Genomic DNA, 21,782 nt, shown 5'->3' on the forward strand with positions numbered 1-21,782 from the left:
TTCCCTCAATCCATTCGGATCGTCACGAAGCGCAATTCTCCCGTTTTCGATGCCAGCATCAGCAGCGCATTCTTGCGTCCCTGCTCTTTAAGGGAACCGATCCGGTCCATCACGTCCTTGGGTGTCGCGACCGATTCCTGCGCGACTTCGGTGATGACCTCACCGGGCTTAATGCCGCGTTCGGCCGCTGCCGAATCCTTGGCAACTTCGGTAATCACGACGCCTGAAATGTCCGCCGCAATGCCGAACTTCGCCCGCGCGTCGTCGTCCAGTTCGCCTACGGTCATGCCGAGAACCGAGGCGGTCGCAACCGGTGCGCTGTCTTCCTCCCCCTGATCCTCCCCGGCAGTGCCCTCTTCTTCGGTCACCGCCTTCTCGCCATCCTCGAGCCGCCCGAGCGTCACCTTGACGGTCTGTTCCTTGCCCTTGCGCACAATCACCACGTCGACGGCCTTGCCGACAGGGCTTTCGGCCACGACGCGCGGCAGGTCGCGCATTTCGTGAACGTCCTTGTCGTCGAACTTGACGATGACGTCGCCGGGTTGAATCGAACCGTTGTCGACCGGCCCGCCCTTGATGATACCGGCAACCAGCGCGCCCTTGGCCGTCGCCATGCCGAGGCTTTCGGCAATATCGTCCGTTACCGGCTGGATACGCACGCCCAACCACCCGCGCCGTGTTTCGCCGAATTCGCGCAACTGGCCGACCACGCCCGAGGCGAGTTGCGAGGGGATCGAAAACCCGATGCCGATCGACCCGCCCGACGGCGAGATGATCGCGGTATTGATGCCGATAACCTCGCCATCCATGTTGAACAGCGGTCCACCGGAATTGCCGCGATTGATCGCGGCATCGGTCTGGATGAAATCGTCATAGGGGCCGGAATTGATGTCGCGGTTACGCGCCGATACGATGCCCAGGGTGACCGATCCGCCAAGACCGAACGGGTTGCCGACCGCCATTACCCAATCGCCGATCCGCATCTTGTTGGAATCGCCGAACTTTACCGCCGTCAACTTGTGGCCTTTCGGGTCGACCTTGAGCACGGCGATGTCGGTCTTGGTGTCGGTGCCGACCAATGTCGCCTTCAGTGTTACGCCATCCGAGAAATTCACCTCTATATCGTCGGCGTCGGCAATGACGTGATTGTTGGTGACGACGATGCCCTGGTCGGCATCCACGACGAAACCCGAGCCGAGCGACTGTACCTTCTGCGAACCGCCGCCCTTTTCGCCTTCGCGATTCTTGAAGAAGTCATCGAAAAAGTCCTGGAAGGGCGAGCCTTCCGGCAGCTGCGGCATCGGCACCGCGCCGGGGCCTTCCGTCCCCTTGACGGTCTGCGAGGTCGAGATGTTGACCACCGCCCCGAGCAGGCCTTGCGCCAGGTCCGCCACGGATTCCGGACCATGCCCGGTAACGGGGGCGGTATAGGCGGGCGTTGCCGCAGCGCCAAGCAGCGCCACGGCCACGATGGCGGCGTGCGTGCTGGCAAGTGCGCGCAAAAGGGTTCTGGACGTCATATGAACTCCCGGCATTGAAGAAAGCTGGCTCGGCGACCCACATGCCGCCTCGCCTCATCTTGGCAAGGAATACGGCACGTTTGCGACCTTGACCATGCCGGAAAGATAAATCCTGCGTTATCCTGTCTGAACGCTGCGAAGCCGAAAGCGTGCGCAATCAGGCCAACACGCAGGGCCGGCTTATCTGCCCGATGAAATGTCGGTGTGAACGAGAAGCTTCGGGTCGATATGGCCGTCAAAGAAATCAAACACGTTTTGAACGCTGGAAATCGCCATTCGCTCTGCGCATTCCTCTGTCAACCCGGCGATGTGCGGCGTAAGCACCCCTTGCTCAAGCCGCCATGGCCGATCCGACCCGCACGCCGATCGTCATGATCGGCGATGGTACCTACATGACGATGAATTCCGATATCTATTCCTCAGTGCTCGCCGGCCACAAGATGATCCTGATCGTCTGTGACAATGGCGGCTACGCGGTCATCAACCGGCTGCAGAACGCCAATGGTGGCGCATCGTTTCCGACGCCTTCACCTGGACGCCGGGCGACGTCTGGTGGAATGTCGGCGTACCGGCCGTCAGCGCCCGCAAGGAAGTGCGCGAGGCGCATGAGGCGCAGGCCGAGGCCCGCAAGGGCATTCGGCCGGCCGGTCATGGCTATGAAGGCTGGCTCGCGGTCGAGGCGGAGCAGGATTCGGTGAAGAATCCACGGCTCGAAATGATCGCAGCCGGATACGCAGTGGAGGCTTGAGAATGAACCGCATGGATGAAAAGATTTGCGTCGTAACAGGCTCGACGCAAGGACTGGGCGCGGCGATCGCGCATCGCTTGGCAAAGGCCGGCGCTGCGGGCATCGTGACGCTTGGACGTAACGAAACGAAAGGACGCGCCGTCGCCAAGGCCGTAACCGCGGCCACCAATGTTCCGGTCCATTTTGTCCGGGCCGATATGGAGAGTGTTGACGATTGCCGAAACGTGCTGGCCGAAACGGACCAAACTTTCGGTAAGGTGCACGTCCTGGTAAACGCCGCCGGACTGACCGATCGCGGCACGATACTCGACACCGCACCGGAGCTTTTCGACAGGCTTTTCGCCGTCAATGTACGGGCGCCGTTCTTCCTGATGCAGGAGGCGATCCGTTTGATGATCCGCGACGGCATCGAGGGCTCGATCGTCAACATCGGATCGATCTCGGCGCATGCGGGACAACCCTTCATCAGTCCCTATTGCGCCTCCAAGGGCGCGTTGACGACCCTGACGCGGAATACCGCATTCGCCGTCATGAAGAACCGTATCCGGGTCAACCAGCTGAATGTCGGCTGGATGGCTTCCGACAACGAACGGACGCTGCAGGAAAAATCTTCGGGCGGTGCGGATTGGGAGACCAAGGCCGCCGCCGCCCTGCCCTTCGGCCGGCTGATCGATCCGGAGGAAGCCGCGCGCGCGGTGAATTTCATGGCGTCTGACGATTCCGGCATGATGACCGGCGCGATCATCAACTACGACCAGTCCGTTTGGGGCGGCGCGATGCAGATGCCCGTTCCGGATGCGCCCATGACGTTGGCGCGTTGACTCGCCATACGCGAGACAGAACATACGTTCCATAAATAGAAAACTGAAATGAATAGTGGATTTCCGTCGTAGGACCGTAACTGTTCGGGAGGAACTTATGCGTCGCCGCCTGCCCCAAATTCTTTCTGTGAGCCAGCCGGTTTCCTCCCTCGAACGACAAAGACCCCAGACCGGCAACGAAGGATTGGACGATGGCGACAGATGCACCGAAGCCGGAGTTTCCCCGCCCATCGCGGCGGCTTCGACTCGGCTTTGTCGGCGGCGGACAGGGAGCCTTGATCGGCGAAATCCATGCCAACGGAGCACGCCTTTCCAACCGCTGGGAGGTGGTCGCCGGTGCATTGTCGTCCGATCCGGAACGTTCGAGGCGCTCCGGCGAGCAATGGATGCTGCCGCCAGATCGCATCTACTCCGATTTCCGCGAAATGGCCGCGCGTGAGTCAGCACGCGCCGATGGCATCGAAGCCGTCGTGATCGCCACGCCGAACCACCTCCATTACGCTGTCGCCACCACGTTCCTGGATGCAGGGATCGACATCATTTCCGACAAGCCGCTGACCACAAATGCCGACGCACTCGACCTGGTGCGCCGGCAGAGCCAAACCGGCCTGGGTGTTCGTGGTCAGCTACGCCTACGCTTCGCATGCCATGGTTCGCCAAGCGCGCGAAATGATCGGCGCCGGAATGCTGGGCGATATTCGGCAGGTCCATGTCGAGTATTTCCAGGAATGGGCGCTGAACGTTACCGACGAGGAAGACGGCGCACCCTGGCGTCTCGATCCCACAAAAGGTGGTCCGGTTTTCACGGTCGGCGACATCGGCACGCATGCTTATCATCTGGCTTGTTTCGCGACCGGGCGCGATGTCGATCAGGTTCGGGCGCAGTTCCACGTTTCCGGCAAGCCGAAGGCACTGGAGGACACAGCTTTCATGCATCTGCGCTTCGAGGGCAACGTGCCCGGCACCTTGATGGTGTCGCAGGCGGCGGCCGGAACTCAGTGCGGCTTGCGCTTGCGCGTGTTCGGTACTCTGGCCGGGCTGGAGTGGGACCAAGAAAACCCCGACTTCGTTCGCTTCACTTCACTGGACTCGCCAACCCAGATCATCGGGCGCGGCTATGGTGCGGGCATGCTGGAACCCGCGGTCCGTTTTGTCCGCATGCCGCGCGGCCACCCCGAAGCGCTGACCGACGCCTGGGCCAATCTTTATACTGAAGCAGCGGTGGCCATCGATGCCCGCCGGTCCGGCCGGACCTTGCCGGAAGGGCTGCTCACCTTTCCGAACGTCATCGACGGCGCAAAAGGCGTGAAATTCATCGAGGCGGCAATCCAGTCCAACGCATCAGGCGACTGGGCGGATTGCCGTTTATCGCTCTGATTGTTGCCGCATGCCCTGAAGGAAAGTGCCCGTGTCCTTGACGCCAAGCCGCTGATCCTGATTGCCGACCCGGAACCCCGCACGCTCGACATGATCTTCGAGCCGGAAGTCATGGCGCGCCTGCAAGGGTTGGCTAAGGTCGTCGTCTATGCCGACGCGCCGGGATCGTCGATTCGATGCCCTGCAAAGGCTGTATGCAGCAAGCATATCCGGGCCGGCGTCGCCGCCGCAAATCTGCAAACACGCCGAGCGCGAGACCATAGCCCGGATGCGTAGCCGCCCCGTCGCGGTCTCCTGACCAATCAGGACACGGGCGCACGCACGGCGAAGTCTTGACGCGCCTTGCATGTGAATCCGCCGCGTAACAGCGTGGACGCGGTCGGAGATTGGGGGCTGTCAGGTATTGACGCCCAACTCCACCAGCCGCTCAACACAGGACTCTTCGGCCTGGTCGAGTTCGGCGAGTGTTTCTTCCAGGTCGCGACGCTTCTGCCGCAAACTCTCACGCTTTTCCTCGATGCGCCGGATCATCAGCTTAAGCTGGCCGACCTCGCCGGGCGGCGTCTTGTACATCTGGATGATCTCGCGAATCTCGTTGATCGAGAAGCCGAGACGCTTGCCCCGCATGATCTGCCGCACCAGATGGCGGTCCGAGGGGCGAAACAACCGCGTGCGCCCCCTGCGTACAGGCTGGACCAGCCCTTCGTCTTCGTAGAACCGAAGCGTACGGGTCGAAATTTCGAACTCGCGGGTCAGTTCAGTAATCGAGTAATACTCGCGCATCGATGCTCCATACCCGGCACGGCAAAACATCGAAGTATGCCGGCGTCTTGCGCTGCCAACCTTGCCGGAATCAAGCGACGATTCATCCCATAATCAGCACAAGCTTCGCACGGGCATTACGTAAAAGTCAATTAAAGGCATGCCCGACCGCTGTGCCAGTTTCCGGCGCGCACGCCGGACCCAGGTCGCGAAAGCGTCGAGCCCTTCAGGAAACGCCGAACCACCAGGTGGCAAGGCCCAGAAAGGCGAAAAAGCCGACGACATCGGTCACGGTGGTGACAAAGACCGCGGAGGCTACGGCCGGATCGATCTTGTACCGGTCCAGCAACAGCGGGATCAGGATACCGGCCAATGCCGCGACGAACATGTTGATGATCATCGCCGCCGCGATGATGCCGCCAAGATTGGGATCGCGAAACCAGGATGCGGCAACGATCCCGATCAGGACGGCAAAGATAATGCCGTTGATGAAGCCGACGCCCATCTCACGGCGAATGATGCGCCAGGCATTGTAGATGTCGAGATCCTTGGTCGCCAGCGCGCGGACCGTAACCGTCATGGTCTGCGAACCGGCATTGCCGCCCATGCCCGCCACGATCGGCATCAGCACGGCAAGCGCCACGATATGCTCGATCGTGCGGTCGAACAGGGCGATGACCGAGGCGGCCAGGAATGCCGTGAACAGATTGACCAGCAGCCACGGCACGCGTGAGCGCGACGTCGCTAATATGCTGTCGGACAGTTCCTCGTCGCCGACGCCGCCCATGCGCAGCAAGTCCTCTTCGGCTTCCTGCTGGATGACGTCGACGACGTCGTCGATGGTAAGCACGCCCACCAGCCGCTCGTTCTCATCGACGACGGCCGCCGACAGAAGATCGTATTGCTCGAATTCGCGCGAGGCCTCTTCCTGGTCCATGGTGGCTGGAATGGCATGCCGCGTTTCGTGCATGACGTCCTCGACCTTGGTGCCGCGCTTGGTACGCAGGATCTGGTCGAGATCGATCGCGCCGAGCAGCTTGAAGTTCGGGTCGATGACGAAAATCTGGCTGAAGCGCTCGGGGAGATTATTATCCTCGCGCATGTAGTCGATGGTCTGGCCGATCGTCCAGAATGGCGGCACCGCGACGAATTCGGTCTGCATGCGCCGACCGGCGGTTTCCTCCGGATAATCCAGCGAGCGCCGCAGCCGGATGCGTTCCGTGAAGGGCAACTGGGACAGGATCTCGTCCTGATCCTCCTGGTCGAGATCTTCCAGAATGTAGACCGCATCGTCCGAATCGAGTTCCTGTACCGCCTGTGCGATCCGGGCGTTCGGCAGGCTGTCCACGATATCAAGACGAATCGCCTCATCGACTTCGGTCAGCGAGGAGAAATCGAAATCGGAGCCGAGAAGTTCCACCAGCGAGCGGCGTTGCTCGGGCTGCAACGCTTCGAGCAGATCGCCCAGTTCAGACTGGTGCAGGTCGTCGACATATCGCTTTAGCGCCGGCGTATCGCGATCGGCGATCGCCGCCCCGACCTGCGCCAGGAAAGAGCCAAGCATGACCCCATCCTCGCCATAGATGTCGGCGCGGGTGGTATCGACCGCCTTGGCGCCGGTATGCTGTTCGTTCTGACTTTCCATCGGCTCGTCCCGCTACCAGAATCCGGGCAAGGATGCGCGTCACGTCTAGAGCATCGGACCGAAAAGTGAAATCGGTTTTCGGATTATTCCGATGCTCAATCAAAATGTTAGAGCGTCCTTTGTGCGTCCAATGGGACGCACGACGCTCTGGCGCGCAAAACACGGGAGTATCAAACGAAATGCGCTGCCTTTGGCCCCATCCACCTTTGGCGAATGTCGGCTGCGCATCCGAATTGCGATAGAAGAAAAAATGGTGCGGTCGAGAAGACTCGAACTTCCACGGGTTGCCCCACAGCGACCTCAACGCTGCGCGTCTACCAATTCCGCCACGACCGCACGTGGTAGAGCCGGCAACAACCGGCTCGCGGCGTGTAGCAAATCGTTCCGGGCGAAACAAGGGTGCGCGCTGCAATATTCGCAGGGCTGATCGATCCTAATTTGCCATGACGACCGTGAGCCATCCGTCAGTCTCAAAACTGGACGTTTGATCAAGTAATTGCCATATGGAATAGAGCTAGAGCATTGGACCGAAAAGTGGTTGCCGGTTTTCGGAAAATCCAATGTTCAATCAAAGTATTAGAGCGTCCTTTGTGCGACCAATTGGACGCACGGCGCTCTAGAGACACACCATGCCTGAACGCAGCCAACTTGCCACCTCGTTTCTACCCCTGCCCGGCTCCGCACCGGTAGAATGGCTGGTCGAACCGGGCCTCACCCCCTATCCGCACGCCATCGCCGTCATGGAGGCGCGGGCCGAGGCGATCCGGGCAGGCCGCGCTTGCGAGCTGGTCTGGCTGGTGGAACACCCGCCACTCTATACGGCGGGCACCAGCGCACATGCACAAGACCTGATCGACCCAAATCGATTCCCGGTCTTTGCGGCGGGACGCGGCGGCGAATATACCTATCACGGCCCCGGCCAGCGCGTTGCCTATGTCATGCTCGACCTGAAGCAACGACGCGAGGACGTTCGGGCCTTCGTCGCGGCGCTCGAGCAGTGGATCATCGCCACCCTCGCCGCCTTCAACGTTCGGGGCGAACGGCGCGAGGATCGCGTCGGCGTATGGGTGGTACGGCCAGACCGCCCGCCCATGCCGGACGGCTCGGCCACAGAAGACAAGATCGCCGCCATCGGCATAAGGCTGCGCCGCTGGGTCAGTTTCCACGGCATCGCGATCAACGTCGAACCCGACCTTGGCCATTTCGGCGGCATCGTGCCCTGCGGCGTGCAGGACCATGGCGTCACCAGCCTTGTCGACCTTGGCCTGCCAGTTACGATGGCCGATCTCGATGCCGCATTGAAAAGTGCCTTCGTGGGCGTTTTCGGCGCGGCGGAAATTCCATCACCCGCCGAGCTGACGGCCTGACGCATTTCGGCGCCGATCAGCCGGCAGCAGCCTGCTGCCTTGGAACGGGCGTGGCAGAAGCCCGCAACCCGCAAGTCGGCTCCTCACATCGCGCCGATCCAGATGGCCATCGAAACGAGAAACGTACTCATGCACACCAGCGAGACGACATCCTGAACCAGATCGCTCATAACTCTCTCCTGTTGTTGTTATGTTTTCACTTTGTTCTAGTTTTGTTCAAATGTCAAGCACTTTGAACACGGTCGGGCACCGCGCGCGCAGAGCCGGAGGCCATGGTAAAGAAAGCGTAAGTTGAAGCCTTGATGCGGTGAATTGCGGGAGAATCAAAAACCGGGTGGGAGAGCCTGAGCCGGGCATGACCGCCAAAGGTCGGCTTGCGGGTCGTCCGGCGCGATCGGCCGCAGCCGGATTTTAGCGGTCGCGATGCCAGCGGCTAAAAAATCGAACCGAAAAGGGGAATCGGTTTTTTGGATTATTCCGATGCTCAATCAAACCGTCAGAGCGCGGTGCGTCCGATTGGACGCACGGGGTTCTATGTTCAGCAGGAATAATTATCCGCACCGTTTATAGCGGCACGACTTTTCCGTCGGCAAGGGTAACGCGGCGGTCCATGCGCTCGGCCAGGGCAAGGTTATGTGTGGCGATCAAGGCAGCGAGGCCGGATTGCCGGACCAGAGCCTCCAGCGCCTCGAACACATAGGACGCCGTCACCGGGTCGAGATTGCCGGTCGGCTCATCCGCCAGCAGCACCAGCGGCGCATTGGCGACGGCACGTGCAATCGCCACCCGTTGCTGTTCGCCGCCCGAAAGCTCAGACGGCCTGTGGGCGGCGCGCTTGCCGATCTGCATATAGTCGAGCAGTTGCGCCGCCCTTTCGGCGGCCACGGGGCGCGTAAGCCCCTTGATCAACTGCGGCATCATGATGTTTTCAAGCGCCGAGAATTCCGGCAGCAGATGATGGAACTGGTAGACGAAACCGATATCGTTGCGGCGGATCGCCGTGCGCTGCTCGTCGTTCAGCCGGCCGCAGGCACGCCCGGCCAGCATGACATCACCGGCGTCCGGCCGTTCCAGCAGGCCCGCCGTATGCAGCAGTGTCGATTTTCCGACGCCGGAGGGCGCCACCAGCGCGACGATCTCGCCACGATGCAGCGAGAAATCAGCGCCGTTCAGGATGGTAAGCTTGCGCGCGCCCTGCACGTAATGGCGTTCGACCGCCTTCAACTCGATAATGGCTTCTGCCATCATTCGTACCTCAGCGCTTCGACCGGATCGAGTCTAGCTGCGCGCCAGGCGGGGAAAAGCGTTGCCAGGAAGGACAGCCCCAACGCCATCAGCACCACCGAGAACGTTTCGGAAAAATCCATCTTGGCCGGCAACTGGCTCAGGAAATACAGCTCGGGATTGAACAACACCGTGCCCGAAACCCAGGAAAAGAACTCCCGTATCCGCTCGACATTAAGGCAGATCACGACGCCCAGCGCGACGCCCGCCAGCGTTCCGGTCACGCCGATCGCCGCCCCGGTCATCATGAAGATGCGCAGAATAGCGCCGCGCGAAGCGCCCATGGTGCGCAGGATGGCGATGTCGTGTCCCTTGTCCTTCACCAGCATGATCAAGCCCGAAATGATGTTCAACGCCGCCACCAGCACGATCAACGTCAAGATCATGAACATGACATTGCGCTCGACCTGAAGCGCGGAGAAAAAGGTCTGGTTGCGCTGGCGCCAGTCGGTCAAAAATATCTGGCGCTGCGCCGCCTCCTCCACCTTCGGTTTCAACGCATCTATGTCGTCGGGATCGTCGACGTAAATCTCGATGGTCTGCGCCTTGTTCTCCATGTTGAAATAGAGCTGCGCTTCCGAAAACGGCATGTAGATAATGGAACTGTCATATTCCGACATGCCGACCTCGAAGATCGCGGTGACCGGATAGCCCTTCATGCGCGGCGTGGTGCCGAGCGGCGTCACATCGCCGTCCGGCGAGATCAGCGTGATCATGTCGCCGAGCACCAAGCCGAGGCTTTCCGCCATGCGGCTGCCAATGGCAACGCCCTCGCCGCCATCGAAACCGACAATCGAACCCTGCTTGATGTTGTTGGCGACGATGGCGATCTTGCCGAGATCCTCACCGCGGATGCCGCGCACCAGGGCGCCGGTGCCGCTGCCGACATTGCCCTGCGCCAATACCTGCCCATCGATCAGCGGAATGGCGTATTTTACGCCGGGAACACCGTTGATACGGGTTGCGACGGCAGCATAATCGTCCAGCGGCATGTCGATTGGCGTGACAATCAGATGACCGTTTACGCCAAGAATGCGAGACAGCAATTCGGCGCGAAAACCATTCATGACCGCCATCACGACGATCAGCGTGGCGACACCCAGCATGATGCCGAGAAACGAAATCGAGGCGATGACCGAGATCACCGTCTCCTTGCGCCGCGAACGCAGATAGCGCCAGGCCACCATGCGCTCGAATACCGAAAACGGGCCTGCCGCCGCCTGTTTCGCCACAGCCGCTTCGCTCATGCGATTGCACCGAAACGCTTGGCCACGGCTGCGATAGGCAGCGTCTCGCGCTCGCCCGTCTTGCGGTTCTTGATCTCGACTTCACCGGCCGCCACACCGCGCGGACCGACGATGACCTGCCATGGCAGGCCGATCAGGTCAGCGGTCGCGAACTTGCCGCCCGGCCGTTGATCGGTGTCGTCGTAAAGCACTTCCTTGCCGGCGGCGACCAACGCGGCATGGAGTTCGCTTGAAACCCGGTCGCATTCGGCATCGCCCGCCTTCATGTTGATGAGGCCGATGTCAAACGGCGCGATCGATTCCGGCCAGATGATGCCGTTGTCGTCGTGGCTGGCCTCGATGATCGCGGCAATCAGCCGCGAAGGCCCGATGCCGTAAGAACCCATCGACACGAAATGATCCTTGCCGTCCGGGCCGGTCACCTTGGCGCCCATGGCCTTCGAATATTTGTCGCCGAAGTGGAAGATGTGACCGACCTCGATGCCACGCGCCGAAAGCCGATCGCCTTCCGCCACCTTGGCCCACGCCGCTTCGTCGTGCATCTCGTCGGTCGCGGCGTAAGGGGTCGTCCATTTCGTGACGATGTCGCCGATCGAGGCGTCGTTCGAGAAGTCGGTGTCCTCGCCTGGGACGGGAAGGCCGAGATAGTCGCGATGGCAATAAACCTGGCTCTCGCCGGTGTCGGCCAGAATGATGAATTCATGGCTGAGATCGCCGCCGATAGGCCCGGTGTCGGCGCGCATCGGAATTGCCTGCAATCCCAGACGGGTAAAGGTGCGCAGGTAGGAAACGAACATCCGGTTATAGGCTGCCTTCGCGCCCTCGAAATCGAGGTCGAAACTATAGGCATCCTTCATCAGGAACTCGCGCGAGCGCATCACGCCGAAACGCGGCCGCACTTCGTCGCGGAACTTCCACTGGATATGGTAAAGATTGAGCGGTAGATCCTTGTAGGATCGGACGTAGGAACGGAAGATTTCCGTCACCATTTCCTCATTGGTCGGGCCAAAGAGCATGTCGCGCTCGTGCCGGTCCTTAAGCCGCAGCATCTCCTTGCCATAGTCGTCGTAACGTCCGCTTTCGCGCCACAGATCGGCCGACTGGATGGTCGGCATCAGGATTTCCAGCGCGCCGGCCCTGTTCTGCTCCTCGCGCACGATCGCACAGACCTTGTCCAGCACCCGCTTGCCCAGCGGCAGCCAGGAAAAACTGCCCGCCGCCTGCTGACGAATCATGCCGGCGCGCAACATCAACCGATGCGAGATGATCTCGGCTTCACGCGGATTTTCTTTGAGGATGGGCAGGAAATAGCGCGACAAACGCATGATATCGTCCGTGACTGAGGATGGCGGCGCAGGAATCGGGCCACCGAAGCTTGCTTGCATGGGCTTCATAGCCATTTCATGGCGGGATGGGAACCCGCACCGGGCGCGGCAATGTCGCCGGCTTCGCCCATCCTATGGTCGAAGCGCCGAGGACGATTCATTGTGCGATGCAGCACATAAAAGCTTGTTTCAAAGCAATATTTTTCGTGACTCCGGCGCTCGGGTTAGTTTAGTGTGCCGCGATAACCGAGAGGGCAGAGACAAATCTGCTCTCCTACGCGGTCAAAGTCTTGGGAGGATGCGATCTAGGCGCGGTAATTCGCAGCCGCCGTTTGTGGAAACAGATCGGACGCGTTTATTTGCAAGGCTTCGTGCCTTGCTTTTTTTTGGCGGCTATATCCAGTTCAGAGCGCCGTGCATCCAAAAGGACGCCCGAATATTTCGGGATGCTCTAATGCTTTGATTGAGTGGTGGAACAATCCGAAAGCCGGCAACTAACCGCTTTTCGGTCCGATGCTCTGGCGCAGTGGATTACTTCAGACCGGTACGACGCGCGGAATATCGTCGAAGCCCAATCCAAGCCCGTGCGTCACCCACCAGAAAATGCCCATGATGACGCCGGCGATAAGGGTCGTCCGCACAATCGCACGCCGCATATGCGGCCCGCGCGGCGCACTCGACACGGTACCGAGCGTCACGTTCTGGTCGTCGTCCTGCGTTGTTACGCTGAAGGGCAGGACCGCGAACAACACGGTCCACCAGGTGATGAAATACAGGGCCGCGAAAGAAATCCAGCTCATGCCTGCTCCAATTCGACCAGTGTACCGAAAAGATCCTTCGGATGAAGGAAAAGCACCGGCTTGCCATGCGCGCCGAACTTCGGATTGCCGTCGCCCATAACCCGCGCTCCACCGGCTTTAAGGCGGTCGCGCGCAGCCAGTATATCGTCTACTTCATAGCAGATATGGTGCATGCCGCCTGATGGATTCTTTTCCAGGAATGCAGAAATCGGCGACCCTTCGCCCAGCGGCGACAGCAATTCGATCTTGGTGTTGCCGACATCGACGAAAGCCACCGTCACGCCATGTTCGGGCAAGTCCTGCGGCACGGTCACGCTGGCGCCCAGCGTATCTCGATAGAGTGCAATTGCCGCCGAAAGGTCCGGTACGGCAATCGCCACGTGATTCAGGGGTCCAAGCATTTTTTCGCCTTTACGGCCTTGTCCTCGCCGGCAGTTTTTACCTCGTGACGAACACCGTCACCACCGGCTTCTTACCCCAGGCTTCGTTGGCAGCACTACGCACCGCGCGCCGAACGGCTTCTTGTATCATGTCCAGGTCTTTTCGGCGCTGCCGGGGTATGGAGTCCACGGCGCCGATTGCCGCATCGAGCATCAAATCTTCTAGCGCCTCGCCGCGCCGGTCGACTTCCGCCACGCCGATCGAGACCAGATCCGGGTCGCCGGCCAGTTCGTATTTCTCGTCCAGCACGACATTGACCACGACATGGCCGGCAAAGGAAAGCTTGCGCCGGTCCTTGATGCCCATTGCCTGCTCGGAGCCGATCAGCCGCCCGTCCTTGTAGATGCGCCCGAAAGGCACCTTGTCGATAATAGCTGCCGGTCCGGGCGCCAGCCGCAGCATATCGCCGTCGCGCACCTGCGCCACCTGGCCGATACCGGACATCGCCATCAGCGAGCCCTGTGCGGCCAGGTGCGCCGCCTCGCCATGCACCGGCACGCCGATTTGCGGGCGCACCCATGAATACATCTGCTTCAGTTCGCTGCGGCGCGGGTGGCCGGAAACATGCACCAGCGCATCGCCATCCTCGATGATCTTCATGCCGAGATCGATCAGGCCGTTCTGGATCGCCAGGATCGCCTTCTCGTTGCCCGGAATCGTGCGCGACGAGAACACCACCGTATCGCCGGCCGTCAGCGCCACCGCCTTCATTTCGCCGCGCGACAGTTTTGCCAGCGCAGCCAGCGGCTCACCCTGGCTGCCGGTGCAGATGATGACGAGATTTTCGCGCGGGATGAACCCGAAATCTTCCTCGCTGATGAATTCCGGCAGACCGTCCAGATAGCCGAGTTCACCGGCCACATCGATGACGCGTTTCAACGAACGGCCAAGCACCAGGCACTGGCGCCCGGCATCGCGCGCCGCCCTGGCGATGGAAACGATACGCCCGACATTGGAAGAAAAGGTGGTAACGGCAACTCGCCCCACGGCCTTCTGGATCACACCCTTGATGCCCTCGCCCACCGCCTGCTCGGAGGGCGAGTCGCCTTCCCGCATCGCATTGGTGGAATCGCAGATCAACGCCAGCACGCCCTTGTCGCCATAGGCGCGGAAGCGCGCCTCGTCGGTCTTTGGCCCGACGGTGGGTGCCGGATCGATCTTCCAGTCGCCCGTGTGGATGACGGTCCCCAACGGCGTTGTGATCGCCAGCGACATCGGCTCGGGAATGGAGTGCGCGACAGGGATCGCCTCGATCTCGAACGGACCGACGGTGAATTTTTCGCCGGCCCGGAAAATCGTCACGGGAATTTTCGGCGCGTTGTGCTCCCCCTGCCGCTTGGCGTCGAGCAGACCGGCCGAGAACGGCGTCATCCAGACCGGCGCCTTCAGCTTCGGCCAGAGGTCGAGCAGCGCGCCATAGTGGTCCTCGTGCGCGTGCGTGATGACGATGCCGCGCAACTTGTCGAGATGCCGCTCGATGAATTGCGTATCGGGCAGCACCAGGTCGACGCCGGGCAGCGTTGCATCCGGGAAGGTCACGCCGACGTCGATGACGATCCATTCGCGGGCATTGGCCGGACCGTAGCCATAAATAGCGAAGTTCATGCCGATCTCGCCGACGCCACCAAGCGGCACGAATACGAGATCGGTTGTGGTTGCTTTCGCCATTGTCTTTCCTTTTCTGGCCGGCCGGACCGAGGGGCTTGGCACTGGCCTATAAATCTGGGGCCGATAATTCTCGCCGTTCAGGCGTGGGCCGAGGCAACTGCTCCGAAATGCACGTCGCCCGCCGCGATCGTCAGAACCGAACCCTGGTCGTCGCGGATCACGAACCGGCAGTCTTCGTCAATCGTCTCAAAAATCCCGCGCACTACCTTGCCATCCAGTCTAACGGCAACCTGTCCGCCAAGCCCCGCTGCCCGCGCCAGCCAGCGCTCGCGAATGGCACCGAGACCACGCCCGTCATTCCAGAGGCGCGCATTGGCGCTCCAGGCATCCGACAACGCCAGGAACAACGTTTCCGCATCGCACTCGGCACCAAGCGCATGAAGCGAAGTTGCCGGATAAGGCAAATCCGGCGGATAAGCCACCACATTGACACCGATCCCGACGGCAACCGCCAATCGCCCGCCATCGAGCATCGATGATTCCAGCAATATTCCGGCAAGCTTGGCGCCCGAAGCCAGAACGTCGTTCGGCCATTTCAGTTCGAAGCGGTTTTTTCCAGCGCTCGCCCCGTCAAGGCCGATAGCGATGCGGCCCTTGGGAACCACCGCGTCGAGCGCATCGGCCAGCGCCAGCCCGGCGACGAAGCCCAGCGTCGCGGCAAGCCGGAGATCGCCTTCGAGGCGAAGCAACAGCGTCGCGGCCAGATTGCCGTGCGGCGTAGCCCATACGCGGCCGCGCCGCCCCCGACCGCTTTCCTGCTGCTTGGAAACGACCCAGAGTTTTCCGGGGTCGCCTGCGCGGGCATGCTCGAGCGCCAGCGCATTGGTCGACCCTACCGTTTCATGGGCTTCAAGGCGGAACCCTTCCGCCTCGCAGGGTGGGGCCAGGCGAAATGCCATGCCGTCCGTCAGAAGAAGCTCTTGGCCGCAGCCTGCGCCAAGGTGCCTATAGGCCCGCCGATCAGCACGTAAAACAGAACGAAAGCACCCGAAAGACCAAGAACCACCCGCAATTCGCCGGCCATCGGCACGAAGCCGCCGACGGGCTCATCGAACCACATGATCTTGATGATCCGCAGATAGTAGAACGCGGCAACCACCGAGGTCAGCACGCCGATGATCGCAAGGGCATAGAGGCCGGCATTGATAGCGGCGAGGAACACGTACCATTTTGCCCAGAACCCGGCGAGCGGCGGAATGCCGGCCAGCGAGAACAGGAGGATCGTCAGCATCGTGGCCATGACAGGATTGGTGCTCGACAGGCCGGCAAGGTCGTCGATCTTTTCCACCGGCCCTTCCTTGCGGCGCATGGCGATGATGAACGCGAAAGTGCCCAGCGTCATCGCCACGTAGATCAGCATGTAGATGACGACGCCGCGCACGCCGTCCTGGCTGTTGGCCGAAAGGCCGACCAGCGCAAAACCCATATGACCGATCGAGGAATAGGCCATCAGGCGCTTGAAGTTGCGTTGCCCGATGGCGGCAAACGAGCCGACCGCCATCGAGGCGATGGACACGAAGACGATGATCTGCTGCCAGTCGGCGGCGGCGGGCTCGAAGGGAGCCATGACGAGGCGCAGGATGAGCGCCATGGTCGCCACCTTGGGCGCCACCGCGAAAAAGGCGGTCACCGGCGTCGGCGAGCCTTCATAGACGTCCGGCGTCCACATGTGGAACGGGGCGGCGGAAATCTTGAACACCAGGCCGGCCAGGATGAACACCAGGCCAAACAGCACGCCGACCTGCCGCTCCGCACCGACCGCATCGCGGATCGTGGCGAACTCGACCGAGCCGGTGTAGCCATAAATCAGCGAGATGCCGTAGAGCATCATGCCGGTGGCAAGCGCGCCGAGCACGAAATACTTCAGGCCGGCTTCGCTCGAACGCAGGCTTTCGCGGTTGATCGCGGCGACGATATAAAGCGCCAGCGACTGCAACTCGAAGCAGATGTAAAGCGCAATCAGATTGTTGGCCGACGCCATCAGCATCATGCCCAGCGTCGAAAGCATGACCAGCACGGGATATTCGAACGTGTCGAATTTCTCCGCCTTGGCGAAGCCGATGGACATGATGAGTGTCACGCTCGAGCCGATCAGCGTCAGCACCTGCATGAACCTGGCAAACGGATCGCTGACGAACGCGTTGTTGAAGGCGTAGCCGTCGCCCGTGAACAACACGATCCAGGCACCGGCGGCAGCCATCACAAGGACCGCCAGCGTGGTGACAAGCGTACTGGTATTGCCGCGCGCATAGACGCCGACCATCAGCAGCGCCAGCGCGCCGACGGCGACGATCAGTTCGGGCGTGGTGAGCGAAAGACTGAAATAAAGGTCCGGCGTCATAGTTCCCCCGGTCAGTTCGCCGCCGCAGTCTGCGCGGCTTCGATGGATGCAGTAACGTTGGTGACGAGGTTGTTGACCGATTGGGCCGTCGCATCGAGCACCGGCGCCGGATAGACGCCGAAGAAGATGATGAGGATCACCAGCGGGTAGAGGATCGCCTTTTCACGGAGCGACAGGTCCAGCATGCCCTTCAGGCTTTCCTTGGTCAGCGCGCCGTAAATGATGCGCCGATAAAGCCACAGCGCATAAGACGCTGAGAGGATGACGCCGATGGCCGCCAGAACCGCAACCCACGTATTGACGCGGAAGGCGCCGAGCATCGTCAGGAACTCGCCGACGAAGCCGGAGGTGCCGGGCAGGCCGACATTGGCCATGGTGAAGATCAGGAACGCGACCGCATATTTCGGCATGGTGTTGACCAGCCCGCCATAAGCGTCGATTTCGCGTGTATGCATCCGGTCGTAGATGACGCCGACACACAGGAACAGCGCGCTGGAAACCAGGCCATGCGACAGCATCTGGAAGATCGCGCCCTGCACACCCTGCTGGTTGGCGGCGAAGATGCCCATGGTGACGAAGCCCATATGCGCCACCGACGAATAGGCGATCAGCTTCTTCATGTCGTCCTGCATCAGCGCGACCAGCGAGGTGTAGAGGATGGCGACGACCGAAAGCGTGAAGACCAGCGGCGCGAACATGTCCGAGGCAAGCGGGAACATCGGCAGCGAGAAGCGGATGAGACCGTACCCGCCAAGCTTCAGCATGATGCCGGCAAGGATCACCGACCCCGCCGTCGGCGCCTCGACGTGGGCGTCGGGCAACCAGGTATGCACCGGCCACATCGGGATTTTCACCGCGAACGAGGCGAGGAAGGCCAGCCACAGCCAGGTCTGCATCGATGCCGGGAAATTATGCGTCAACAGCGTCGGAATATCGGTCGTGCCGGACTGGAAGAACATCGCCATGATGGCGAGCAGCATCAGCACCGATCCGAGCAGCGTATAGAGGAAGAACTTGAACGAGGCATAGACGCGCCGCTTGCCGCCCCACACGCCGATGATGATGAACATCGGGATCAGGCTGCCTTCGAAGAACACGTAGAACAGCACGATGTCGAGCGCACAGAACACGCCGACCATCAGCGTTTCCAGTAGCAGGAACGAAATCATGTAGGCTTTGACGTTCTTCTGGATCGTCTCCCACGAAGCCAGGATGCACAGCGGCATCAGGAACGTCGTCAGGATCACGAACAGCATCGAGATGCCGTCGACGCCCATATGGTAGGAGATGCCGGAATCCAGCCAGGCGTGCTTCTCCACCATCTGGAAGCCGGCCTGCGAATTGTCGAAGCCGATCCAGACGAACAGCGAAACGATGAAAGTGACGGCGGTGGTCAGCAGCGTGATGGCGCGCACGTTGCGGCGCGCGTTCTCGCTATCGTCGCGAATGAGCAGCACCAAAAGCACGCCCACCAGCGGCAGGAACGTCACCGTCGATAGAATTGGCCAGTCGGTCATCAGAGCATCATCCAGGTGACGAGAGCCGCAACGCCGATCAGCATGGCGAAGGCGTAGTGATAGAGGTAGCCGGTCTGCAGCTTGACCACGCGGTTGGTGACGTCGATGACACGCGCCGAAATACCGTCAGGCCCGAGCCCGTCGATGATCCTGCCGTCGCCTGTCTTCCACAGGAAGGTGCTGAGGCGCTTTGCCGGCCGCACGAACAGGAAGTCGTACAGTTCGTCGAAATACCATTTGTTGAGCAGGAAGGCGTAAAGGCCGCGATGCTGCGCCGCGAGGTTCTTCGGCATTTGCGGATCGCGGATATAGAACTGGTACGCCAAGAGGAAGCCGATGACGGTGACGACGATCGGCGCCAATTGCACCCACAACGGCACTTCATGCATGGCATGCAGCACGTGGTTGTCCGGCAGCGTGAACAGCGACGCCTTCCAGAACTCGGCATAGCCCTCGCCAATGAAATAGTGGGCAAAGAGCACACCGGCAAACAGCGAGCCTGCGGCCAGGATGTACAGCGGCACCAGCATCACCGGCGGCGATTCGTGCACATGGTGCATGACCTCGTGGCTGGCGCGCGGTTCGCCGTGGAAGGTCATGAAAATCACCCGCCACGAATAGAAACTGGTGAAGCCGGCCGCGATGACCAGAAGCAGGAAGGCAAAGCCGGCCATCGAGTTCTGACCAACGAAAGAGGCCTCGATGATGGCGTCCTTGGAGAAGAAGCCGGCGGTGCCGATGATCGTCGCCGGAATGCCGACGCCGGTCAGCGCCAGCGTGCCGATGATCATGGTCCAGTAGGTGGATGGGATCAGCTTGCGCAGGCCGCCCATCTTGCGCATGTCCTGCTCGTCCGACACCGCATGGATGACCGAGCCGGAGCCAAGGAACAAAAGCGCCTTGAAGAAGGCGTGCGTGAACAGGTGGAAGATGGCGACGCCATAGGCGCCGACGCCCAGCGCCACGAACATGTAGCCGAGCTGCGAGCAGGTCGAATAGGCGATGACGCGCTTGATGTCGTTTTGCACCAGGCCGACCGTCGCCGCGAAGAAGGCGGTAATCGCGCCGATAAAGGTCACGATCAGGAGCGCCGTGTGCGAAAGCTCGAACAGCGGCGACAGGCGCGCCAGCATGAACACGCCGGCGGTAACCATGGTTGCCGCATGGATAAGCGCCGAAACCGGCGTCGGGCCTTCCATGGCGTCCGGCAGCCAGGTGTGCAGCGGCACCTGCGCCGACTTGCCCATCGCGCCCATGAACAGGAGCAGACAAACGATGGTAATGGCCGCCTGCTTATCGAGCATGTAGCCGAGGAAATTCAGCACCGCAGCCCCCTCCGGCGCACCCTCGGCCGGCAGATACGTCGCGGCATTGGCGAAGATGGTGCCGAGGTTGAGCGAGCCGAACAGCACGAACACGCCGAAAATACCGAGGATGAAGCCGAAATCGCCAACACGGTTGACGACGAACGCCTTGATGGCGGCGGCATTGGCGGTCGGCTTCTTGTACCAGAAACCGATCAGCAGATAGGAGGCGAGGCCGACGCCCTCCCAGCCGAAGAACATCTGGATCAGATTGTCGGAGGTCACCAGCATCAGCATGGCGAAGGTGAACAGCGACAGATAGGCGAAGAAGCGCGGCCGGTTCGGATCGTGGTGCATGTAGCCGATCGAATAGATGTGAACCAGCGCCGACACGGTGTTGACCACCACCATCATGACCACGGTCAGCGTGTCGATGCGCAGCGCCCATGCCGCGTCGATGCCGCCGGACTGGATCCAGCGCAGCACCGGCACGGTGAATACTTCCGTATTCGAAAAACCGATGGAGAAGAAGGCGACCCACGACAGCACCGCCGAGATCACCAGCAGGCCGGAGGTGATATATTCCGACGCCTTGGCGCCAAGCGGCGTGCCAAACAGGCCGACGACCAGAAAGCCGATAAGGGGAAGAAAGACTATGGCCTGATACATTCCTCAGCCCTTCATCATGTTGACGTCTTCGACCGCGATCGAGCCGCGATTGCGGAAGAATACGACGAGAATGGCAAGCCCGATCGCGGCTTCCGCCGCAGCGACCGTCAGTACGAACAGGGTGAACACCTGCCCGACGAGATCACCCAGCACCGAGGCGAACGCCACGAAATTGAGATTTGCGGCCAGCAACAGAAGCTCGATCGACATCAAGATGACGATGACGTTCTTGCGGTTGAGAAAGATGCCGAAGATGCCGAGCGTGAACAGCACGGCCGAAAGGGTCAGGTAGTGTCCGATGCCGACGCTCATGTCAGATACCCTTCCCCGTCACAACCTTCTTGATTTCGATTGCCGTTTCCGGCGTGCGGGCGTTCTGCGTCGGAATATGCTGGCGCTTGACGTTCGGCTTGTGACGCAGCGTGAGCACAATGGCGCCGATCATGGCGACGAGCAGAACCATGCCCGCGATCTGGAAGAAAACGAGATAGTCCGTGTAGATGATGTCGCCGAGCGCCGCCGTATTCGAGCGCACCGCGAGGTCTGGAATGGGGTGGGAGGCGACGGCGTCGATCTTCGGCGAAAACACATAGCCGCCGGTCACCACGATCAATTCCACGGCCAGGATGAGGCCGACCAGCGCGCCAATGGGCGCATATTGCAGCGCTCCGCTCTTGAACTCGGCAAAGTCCACATCCAGCATCATGATGACGAACAAAAACAGCACCATGACCGCGCCGACATAGACGATGAGCAGGATCATCGCCAGGAATTCAGCGCCCGCCAGCATGAACAGCCCGGCCGCGTTGAAGAAGGTGAGGATGAGGAACAGCACGGAATGCACGGGATTGCGCGAGGCGATGACCATAAAGGCCGACGCCACCGCGACAAAGGCGAAGAGGTAGAAGAAGGCCGCCTCTAGTCCGTTCAGCATGGGTTCCCCCGG

20 protein-coding genes, 1 tRNA gene and 2 pseudogenes are annotated in these 21,782 nt (G+C 61.0%); 7 read left to right on the plus strand and 16 right to left on the minus strand.

What is annotated here, in order from left to right:
- Window positions 1–5: 5 nt before the first annotated feature.
- Window positions 6–1,520, minus strand: coding sequence for a DegQ family serine endoprotease (locus tag ACX3P1_RS04610; protein WP_459078378.1), 1,515 nt, complete (start codon window positions 1,518–1,520; stop codon window positions 6–8).
- A 392-nt stretch (window positions 1,521–1,912) separates the two neighbouring features.
- On the opposite strand from ACX3P1_RS04610, the pseudogene ACX3P1_RS04615 reads away from it, so the two are divergent.
- From ACX3P1_RS04615 to ACX3P1_RS04640, 6 genes and pseudogenes are all read left to right on the plus strand, one after another.
- Window positions 1,913–1,990 (plus strand): annotated as a pseudogene (locus ACX3P1_RS04615) (hypothetical protein); the annotation flags it as partial.
- A gap of 122 nt (window positions 1,991–2,112) precedes the next feature.
- A complete protein-coding gene (locus tag ACX3P1_RS04620; protein WP_459078571.1) occupies window positions 2,113–2,268 on the plus strand; it encodes a hypothetical protein in 156 nt (51 codons plus the stop codon).
- A 2-nt stretch (window positions 2,269–2,270) separates the two neighbouring features.
- Entirely contained in the window at window positions 2,271–3,089 is an 819-nt protein-coding gene (locus tag ACX3P1_RS04625; protein WP_459078379.1) for an SDR family oxidoreductase, read from the plus strand.
- Window positions 3,090–3,280: 191 nt separating this feature from the next.
- Window positions 3,281–3,619 (plus strand): annotated as a pseudogene (locus tag ACX3P1_RS04630) (Gfo/Idh/MocA family protein); the annotation flags it as partial.
- A 34-nt stretch (window positions 3,620–3,653) separates the two neighbouring features.
- A complete protein-coding gene (locus tag ACX3P1_RS04635) occupies window positions 3,654–4,466 on the plus strand; it encodes a Gfo/Idh/MocA family protein (protein WP_459078380.1) in 813 nt (270 codons plus the stop codon).
- Between the two features lie 3 nt (window positions 4,467–4,469).
- Window positions 4,470–4,742, plus strand: coding sequence for a hypothetical protein (locus tag ACX3P1_RS04640; RefSeq protein WP_459078381.1), 273 nt, complete (start codon window positions 4,470–4,472; stop codon window positions 4,740–4,742).
- A gap of 120 nt (window positions 4,743–4,862) precedes the next feature.
- Here ACX3P1_RS04640 and ACX3P1_RS04645 read toward each other — a convergent pair whose 3' ends face one another.
- From ACX3P1_RS04645 to ACX3P1_RS04655, 3 genes are all read right to left on the minus strand, one after another.
- Window positions 4,863–5,249, minus strand: coding sequence for a MerR family transcriptional regulator (locus ACX3P1_RS04645; protein ID WP_459078382.1), 387 nt, complete (start codon window positions 5,247–5,249; stop codon window positions 4,863–4,865).
- A 205-nt stretch (window positions 5,250–5,454) separates the two neighbouring features.
- Complete coding sequence (mgtE, locus tag ACX3P1_RS04650; RefSeq protein ID WP_459078383.1) at window positions 5,455–6,873, minus strand: magnesium transporter; 1,419 nt, start codon at window positions 6,871–6,873, stop codon at window positions 5,455–5,457.
- A 251-nt stretch (window positions 6,874–7,124) separates the two neighbouring features.
- Window positions 7,125–7,209: transfer RNA gene (locus tag ACX3P1_RS04655), tRNA-Leu, on the minus strand.
- A 293-nt stretch (window positions 7,210–7,502) separates the two neighbouring features.
- Between ACX3P1_RS04655 and lipB the strand changes: the two genes are divergently transcribed.
- Entirely contained in the window at window positions 7,503–8,240 is a 738-nt protein-coding gene (lipB, locus tag ACX3P1_RS04660) for a lipoyl(octanoyl) transferase LipB (protein ID WP_459078384.1), read from the plus strand.
- 564 nt (window positions 8,241–8,804) lie between these two features.
- Here the strand turns inward: lipB and ACX3P1_RS04665 are convergent.
- The 12 genes from ACX3P1_RS04665 to ACX3P1_RS04720 form a co-directional block, all read right to left on the minus strand.
- Window positions 8,805–9,488: an ABC transporter ATP-binding protein gene (locus ACX3P1_RS04665; RefSeq protein WP_459078385.1), complete on the minus strand. Its 684-nt coding sequence runs from the start codon at window positions 9,486–9,488 to the stop codon at window positions 8,805–8,807.
- Window positions 9,485–10,771: a lipoprotein-releasing ABC transporter permease subunit gene (locus tag ACX3P1_RS04670; RefSeq protein WP_459078386.1), complete on the minus strand. Its 1,287-nt coding sequence runs from the start codon at window positions 10,769–10,771 to the stop codon at window positions 9,485–9,487. Before ACX3P1_RS04670 ends, ACX3P1_RS04665 begins: the two co-directional genes overlap by 4 nt.
- Complete coding sequence (gene proS / locus ACX3P1_RS04675; RefSeq protein WP_459078387.1) at window positions 10,768–12,096, minus strand: proline--tRNA ligase; 1,329 nt, start codon at window positions 12,094–12,096, stop codon at window positions 10,768–10,770. The genes ACX3P1_RS04670 and proS overlap by 4 nt, the downstream gene beginning before the upstream one ends.
- 536 nt (window positions 12,097–12,632) lie before the next feature.
- Window positions 12,633–12,896, minus strand: coding sequence for a DUF1467 family protein (locus tag ACX3P1_RS04680; protein WP_459078388.1), 264 nt, complete (start codon window positions 12,894–12,896; stop codon window positions 12,633–12,635).
- A complete protein-coding gene (mce, locus tag ACX3P1_RS04685; protein ID WP_459078389.1) occupies window positions 12,893–13,297 on the minus strand; it encodes a methylmalonyl-CoA epimerase in 405 nt (134 codons plus the stop codon). The genes ACX3P1_RS04680 and mce overlap by 4 nt, the downstream gene beginning before the upstream one ends.
- Window positions 13,298–13,334: 37 nt before the next feature.
- Window positions 13,335–15,005: a ribonuclease J gene (locus ACX3P1_RS04690; protein WP_459078390.1), complete on the minus strand. Its 1,671-nt coding sequence runs from the start codon at window positions 15,003–15,005 to the stop codon at window positions 13,335–13,337.
- A 77-nt stretch (window positions 15,006–15,082) separates the two neighbouring features.
- On the minus strand, window positions 15,083–15,904 hold the full coding sequence (locus ACX3P1_RS04695) for a biotin--[acetyl-CoA-carboxylase] ligase (protein ID WP_459078391.1): 822 nt from the start codon (window positions 15,902–15,904) through the stop codon (window positions 15,083–15,085).
- Between the two features lie 8 nt (window positions 15,905–15,912).
- On the minus strand, window positions 15,913–17,346 hold the full coding sequence (gene nuoN / locus ACX3P1_RS04700) for an NADH-quinone oxidoreductase subunit NuoN (protein WP_459078392.1): 1,434 nt from the start codon (window positions 17,344–17,346) through the stop codon (window positions 15,913–15,915).
- Between the two features lie 11 nt (window positions 17,347–17,357).
- Window positions 17,358–18,863 carry an NADH-quinone oxidoreductase subunit M gene (locus ACX3P1_RS04705; RefSeq protein ID WP_459078393.1) on the minus strand — a complete coding sequence of 502 codons (1,506 nt, stop codon included), beginning with the start codon at window positions 18,861–18,863 and terminating at the stop codon, window positions 17,358–17,360.
- Complete coding sequence (gene nuoL / locus ACX3P1_RS04710; RefSeq protein WP_459078394.1) at window positions 18,863–20,836, minus strand: NADH-quinone oxidoreductase subunit L; 1,974 nt, start codon at window positions 20,834–20,836, stop codon at window positions 18,863–18,865. The genes ACX3P1_RS04705 and nuoL overlap by 1 nt, the downstream gene beginning before the upstream one ends.
- A gap of 3 nt (window positions 20,837–20,839) precedes the next feature.
- Entirely contained in the window at window positions 20,840–21,148 is a 309-nt protein-coding gene (gene nuoK, locus ACX3P1_RS04715; RefSeq protein ID WP_459078395.1) for an NADH-quinone oxidoreductase subunit NuoK, read from the minus strand.
- 1 nt (window position 21,149) lies between these two features.
- Complete coding sequence (locus ACX3P1_RS04720; protein ID WP_459078396.1) at window positions 21,150–21,770, minus strand: NADH-quinone oxidoreductase subunit J; 621 nt, start codon at window positions 21,768–21,770, stop codon at window positions 21,150–21,152.
- Window positions 21,771–21,782: the final 12 nt, after the last annotated feature.

The organism is Mesorhizobium sp. A623, assembly GCF_054489405.1.

Excerpts from the sequence above, each read along its gene's own strand:
- nuoN (WP_459078392.1), bottom strand. The coding sequence starts at position 17,346 with ATGACGCCGGACCTTTATTTCAGTCTTTCGCTCACCACGCCCGAACTG.
- mgtE (WP_459078383.1), bottom strand. The coding sequence starts at position 6,873 with ATGGAAAGTCAGAACGAACAGCATACCGGCGCCAAGGCGGTCGATACC.
- ACX3P1_RS04690 (WP_459078390.1), bottom strand. The coding sequence starts at position 15,005 with ATGGCGAAAGCAACCACAACCGATCTCGTATTCGTGCCGCTTGGTGGC.
- proS (WP_459078387.1), bottom strand. The coding sequence starts at position 12,096 with ATGCGTTTGTCGCGCTATTTCCTGCCCATCCTCAAAGAAAATCCGCGT.
- lipB (WP_459078384.1), top strand. The coding sequence starts at position 7,503 with ATGCCTGAACGCAGCCAACTTGCCACCTCGTTTCTACCCCTGCCCGGC.
- ACX3P1_RS04720 (WP_459078396.1), bottom strand. The coding sequence starts at position 21,770 with ATGCTGAACGGACTAGAGGCGGCCTTCTTCTACCTCTTCGCCTTTGTC.
- mce (WP_459078389.1), bottom strand. The coding sequence starts at position 13,297 with ATGCTTGGACCCCTGAATCACGTGGCGATTGCCGTACCGGACCTTTCG.
- ACX3P1_RS04645 (WP_459078382.1), bottom strand. The coding sequence starts at position 5,249 with ATGCGCGAGTATTACTCGATTACTGAACTGACCCGCGAGTTCGAAATT.
- ACX3P1_RS04680 (WP_459078388.1), bottom strand. The coding sequence starts at position 12,896 with ATGAGCTGGATTTCTTTCGCGGCCCTGTATTTCATCACCTGGTGGACC.
- ACX3P1_RS04705 (WP_459078393.1), bottom strand. The coding sequence starts at position 18,863 with ATGACCGACTGGCCAATTCTATCGACGGTGACGTTCCTGCCGCTGGTG.
- ACX3P1_RS04665 (WP_459078385.1), bottom strand. The coding sequence starts at position 9,488 with ATGATGGCAGAAGCCATTATCGAGTTGAAGGCGGTCGAACGCCATTAC.
- ACX3P1_RS04635 (WP_459078380.1), top strand. The coding sequence starts at position 3,654 with ATGCCGACGCACTCGACCTGGTGCGCCGGCAGAGCCAAACCGGCCTGG.
- nuoK (WP_459078395.1), bottom strand. The coding sequence starts at position 21,148 with ATGAGCGTCGGCATCGGACACTACCTGACCCTTTCGGCCGTGCTGTTC.
- ACX3P1_RS04670 (WP_459078386.1), bottom strand. The coding sequence starts at position 10,771 with ATGAGCGAAGCGGCTGTGGCGAAACAGGCGGCGGCAGGCCCGTTTTCG.
- ACX3P1_RS04625 (WP_459078379.1), top strand. The coding sequence starts at position 2,271 with ATGAACCGCATGGATGAAAAGATTTGCGTCGTAACAGGCTCGACGCAA.
- ACX3P1_RS04610 (WP_459078378.1), bottom strand. The coding sequence starts at position 1,520 with ATGACGTCCAGAACCCTTTTGCGCGCACTTGCCAGCACGCACGCCGCC.
- nuoL (WP_459078394.1), bottom strand. The coding sequence starts at position 20,836 with ATGTATCAGGCCATAGTCTTTCTTCCCCTTATCGGCTTTCTGGTCGTC.
- ACX3P1_RS04695 (WP_459078391.1), bottom strand. The coding sequence starts at position 15,904 with ATGGCATTTCGCCTGGCCCCACCCTGCGAGGCGGAAGGGTTCCGCCTT.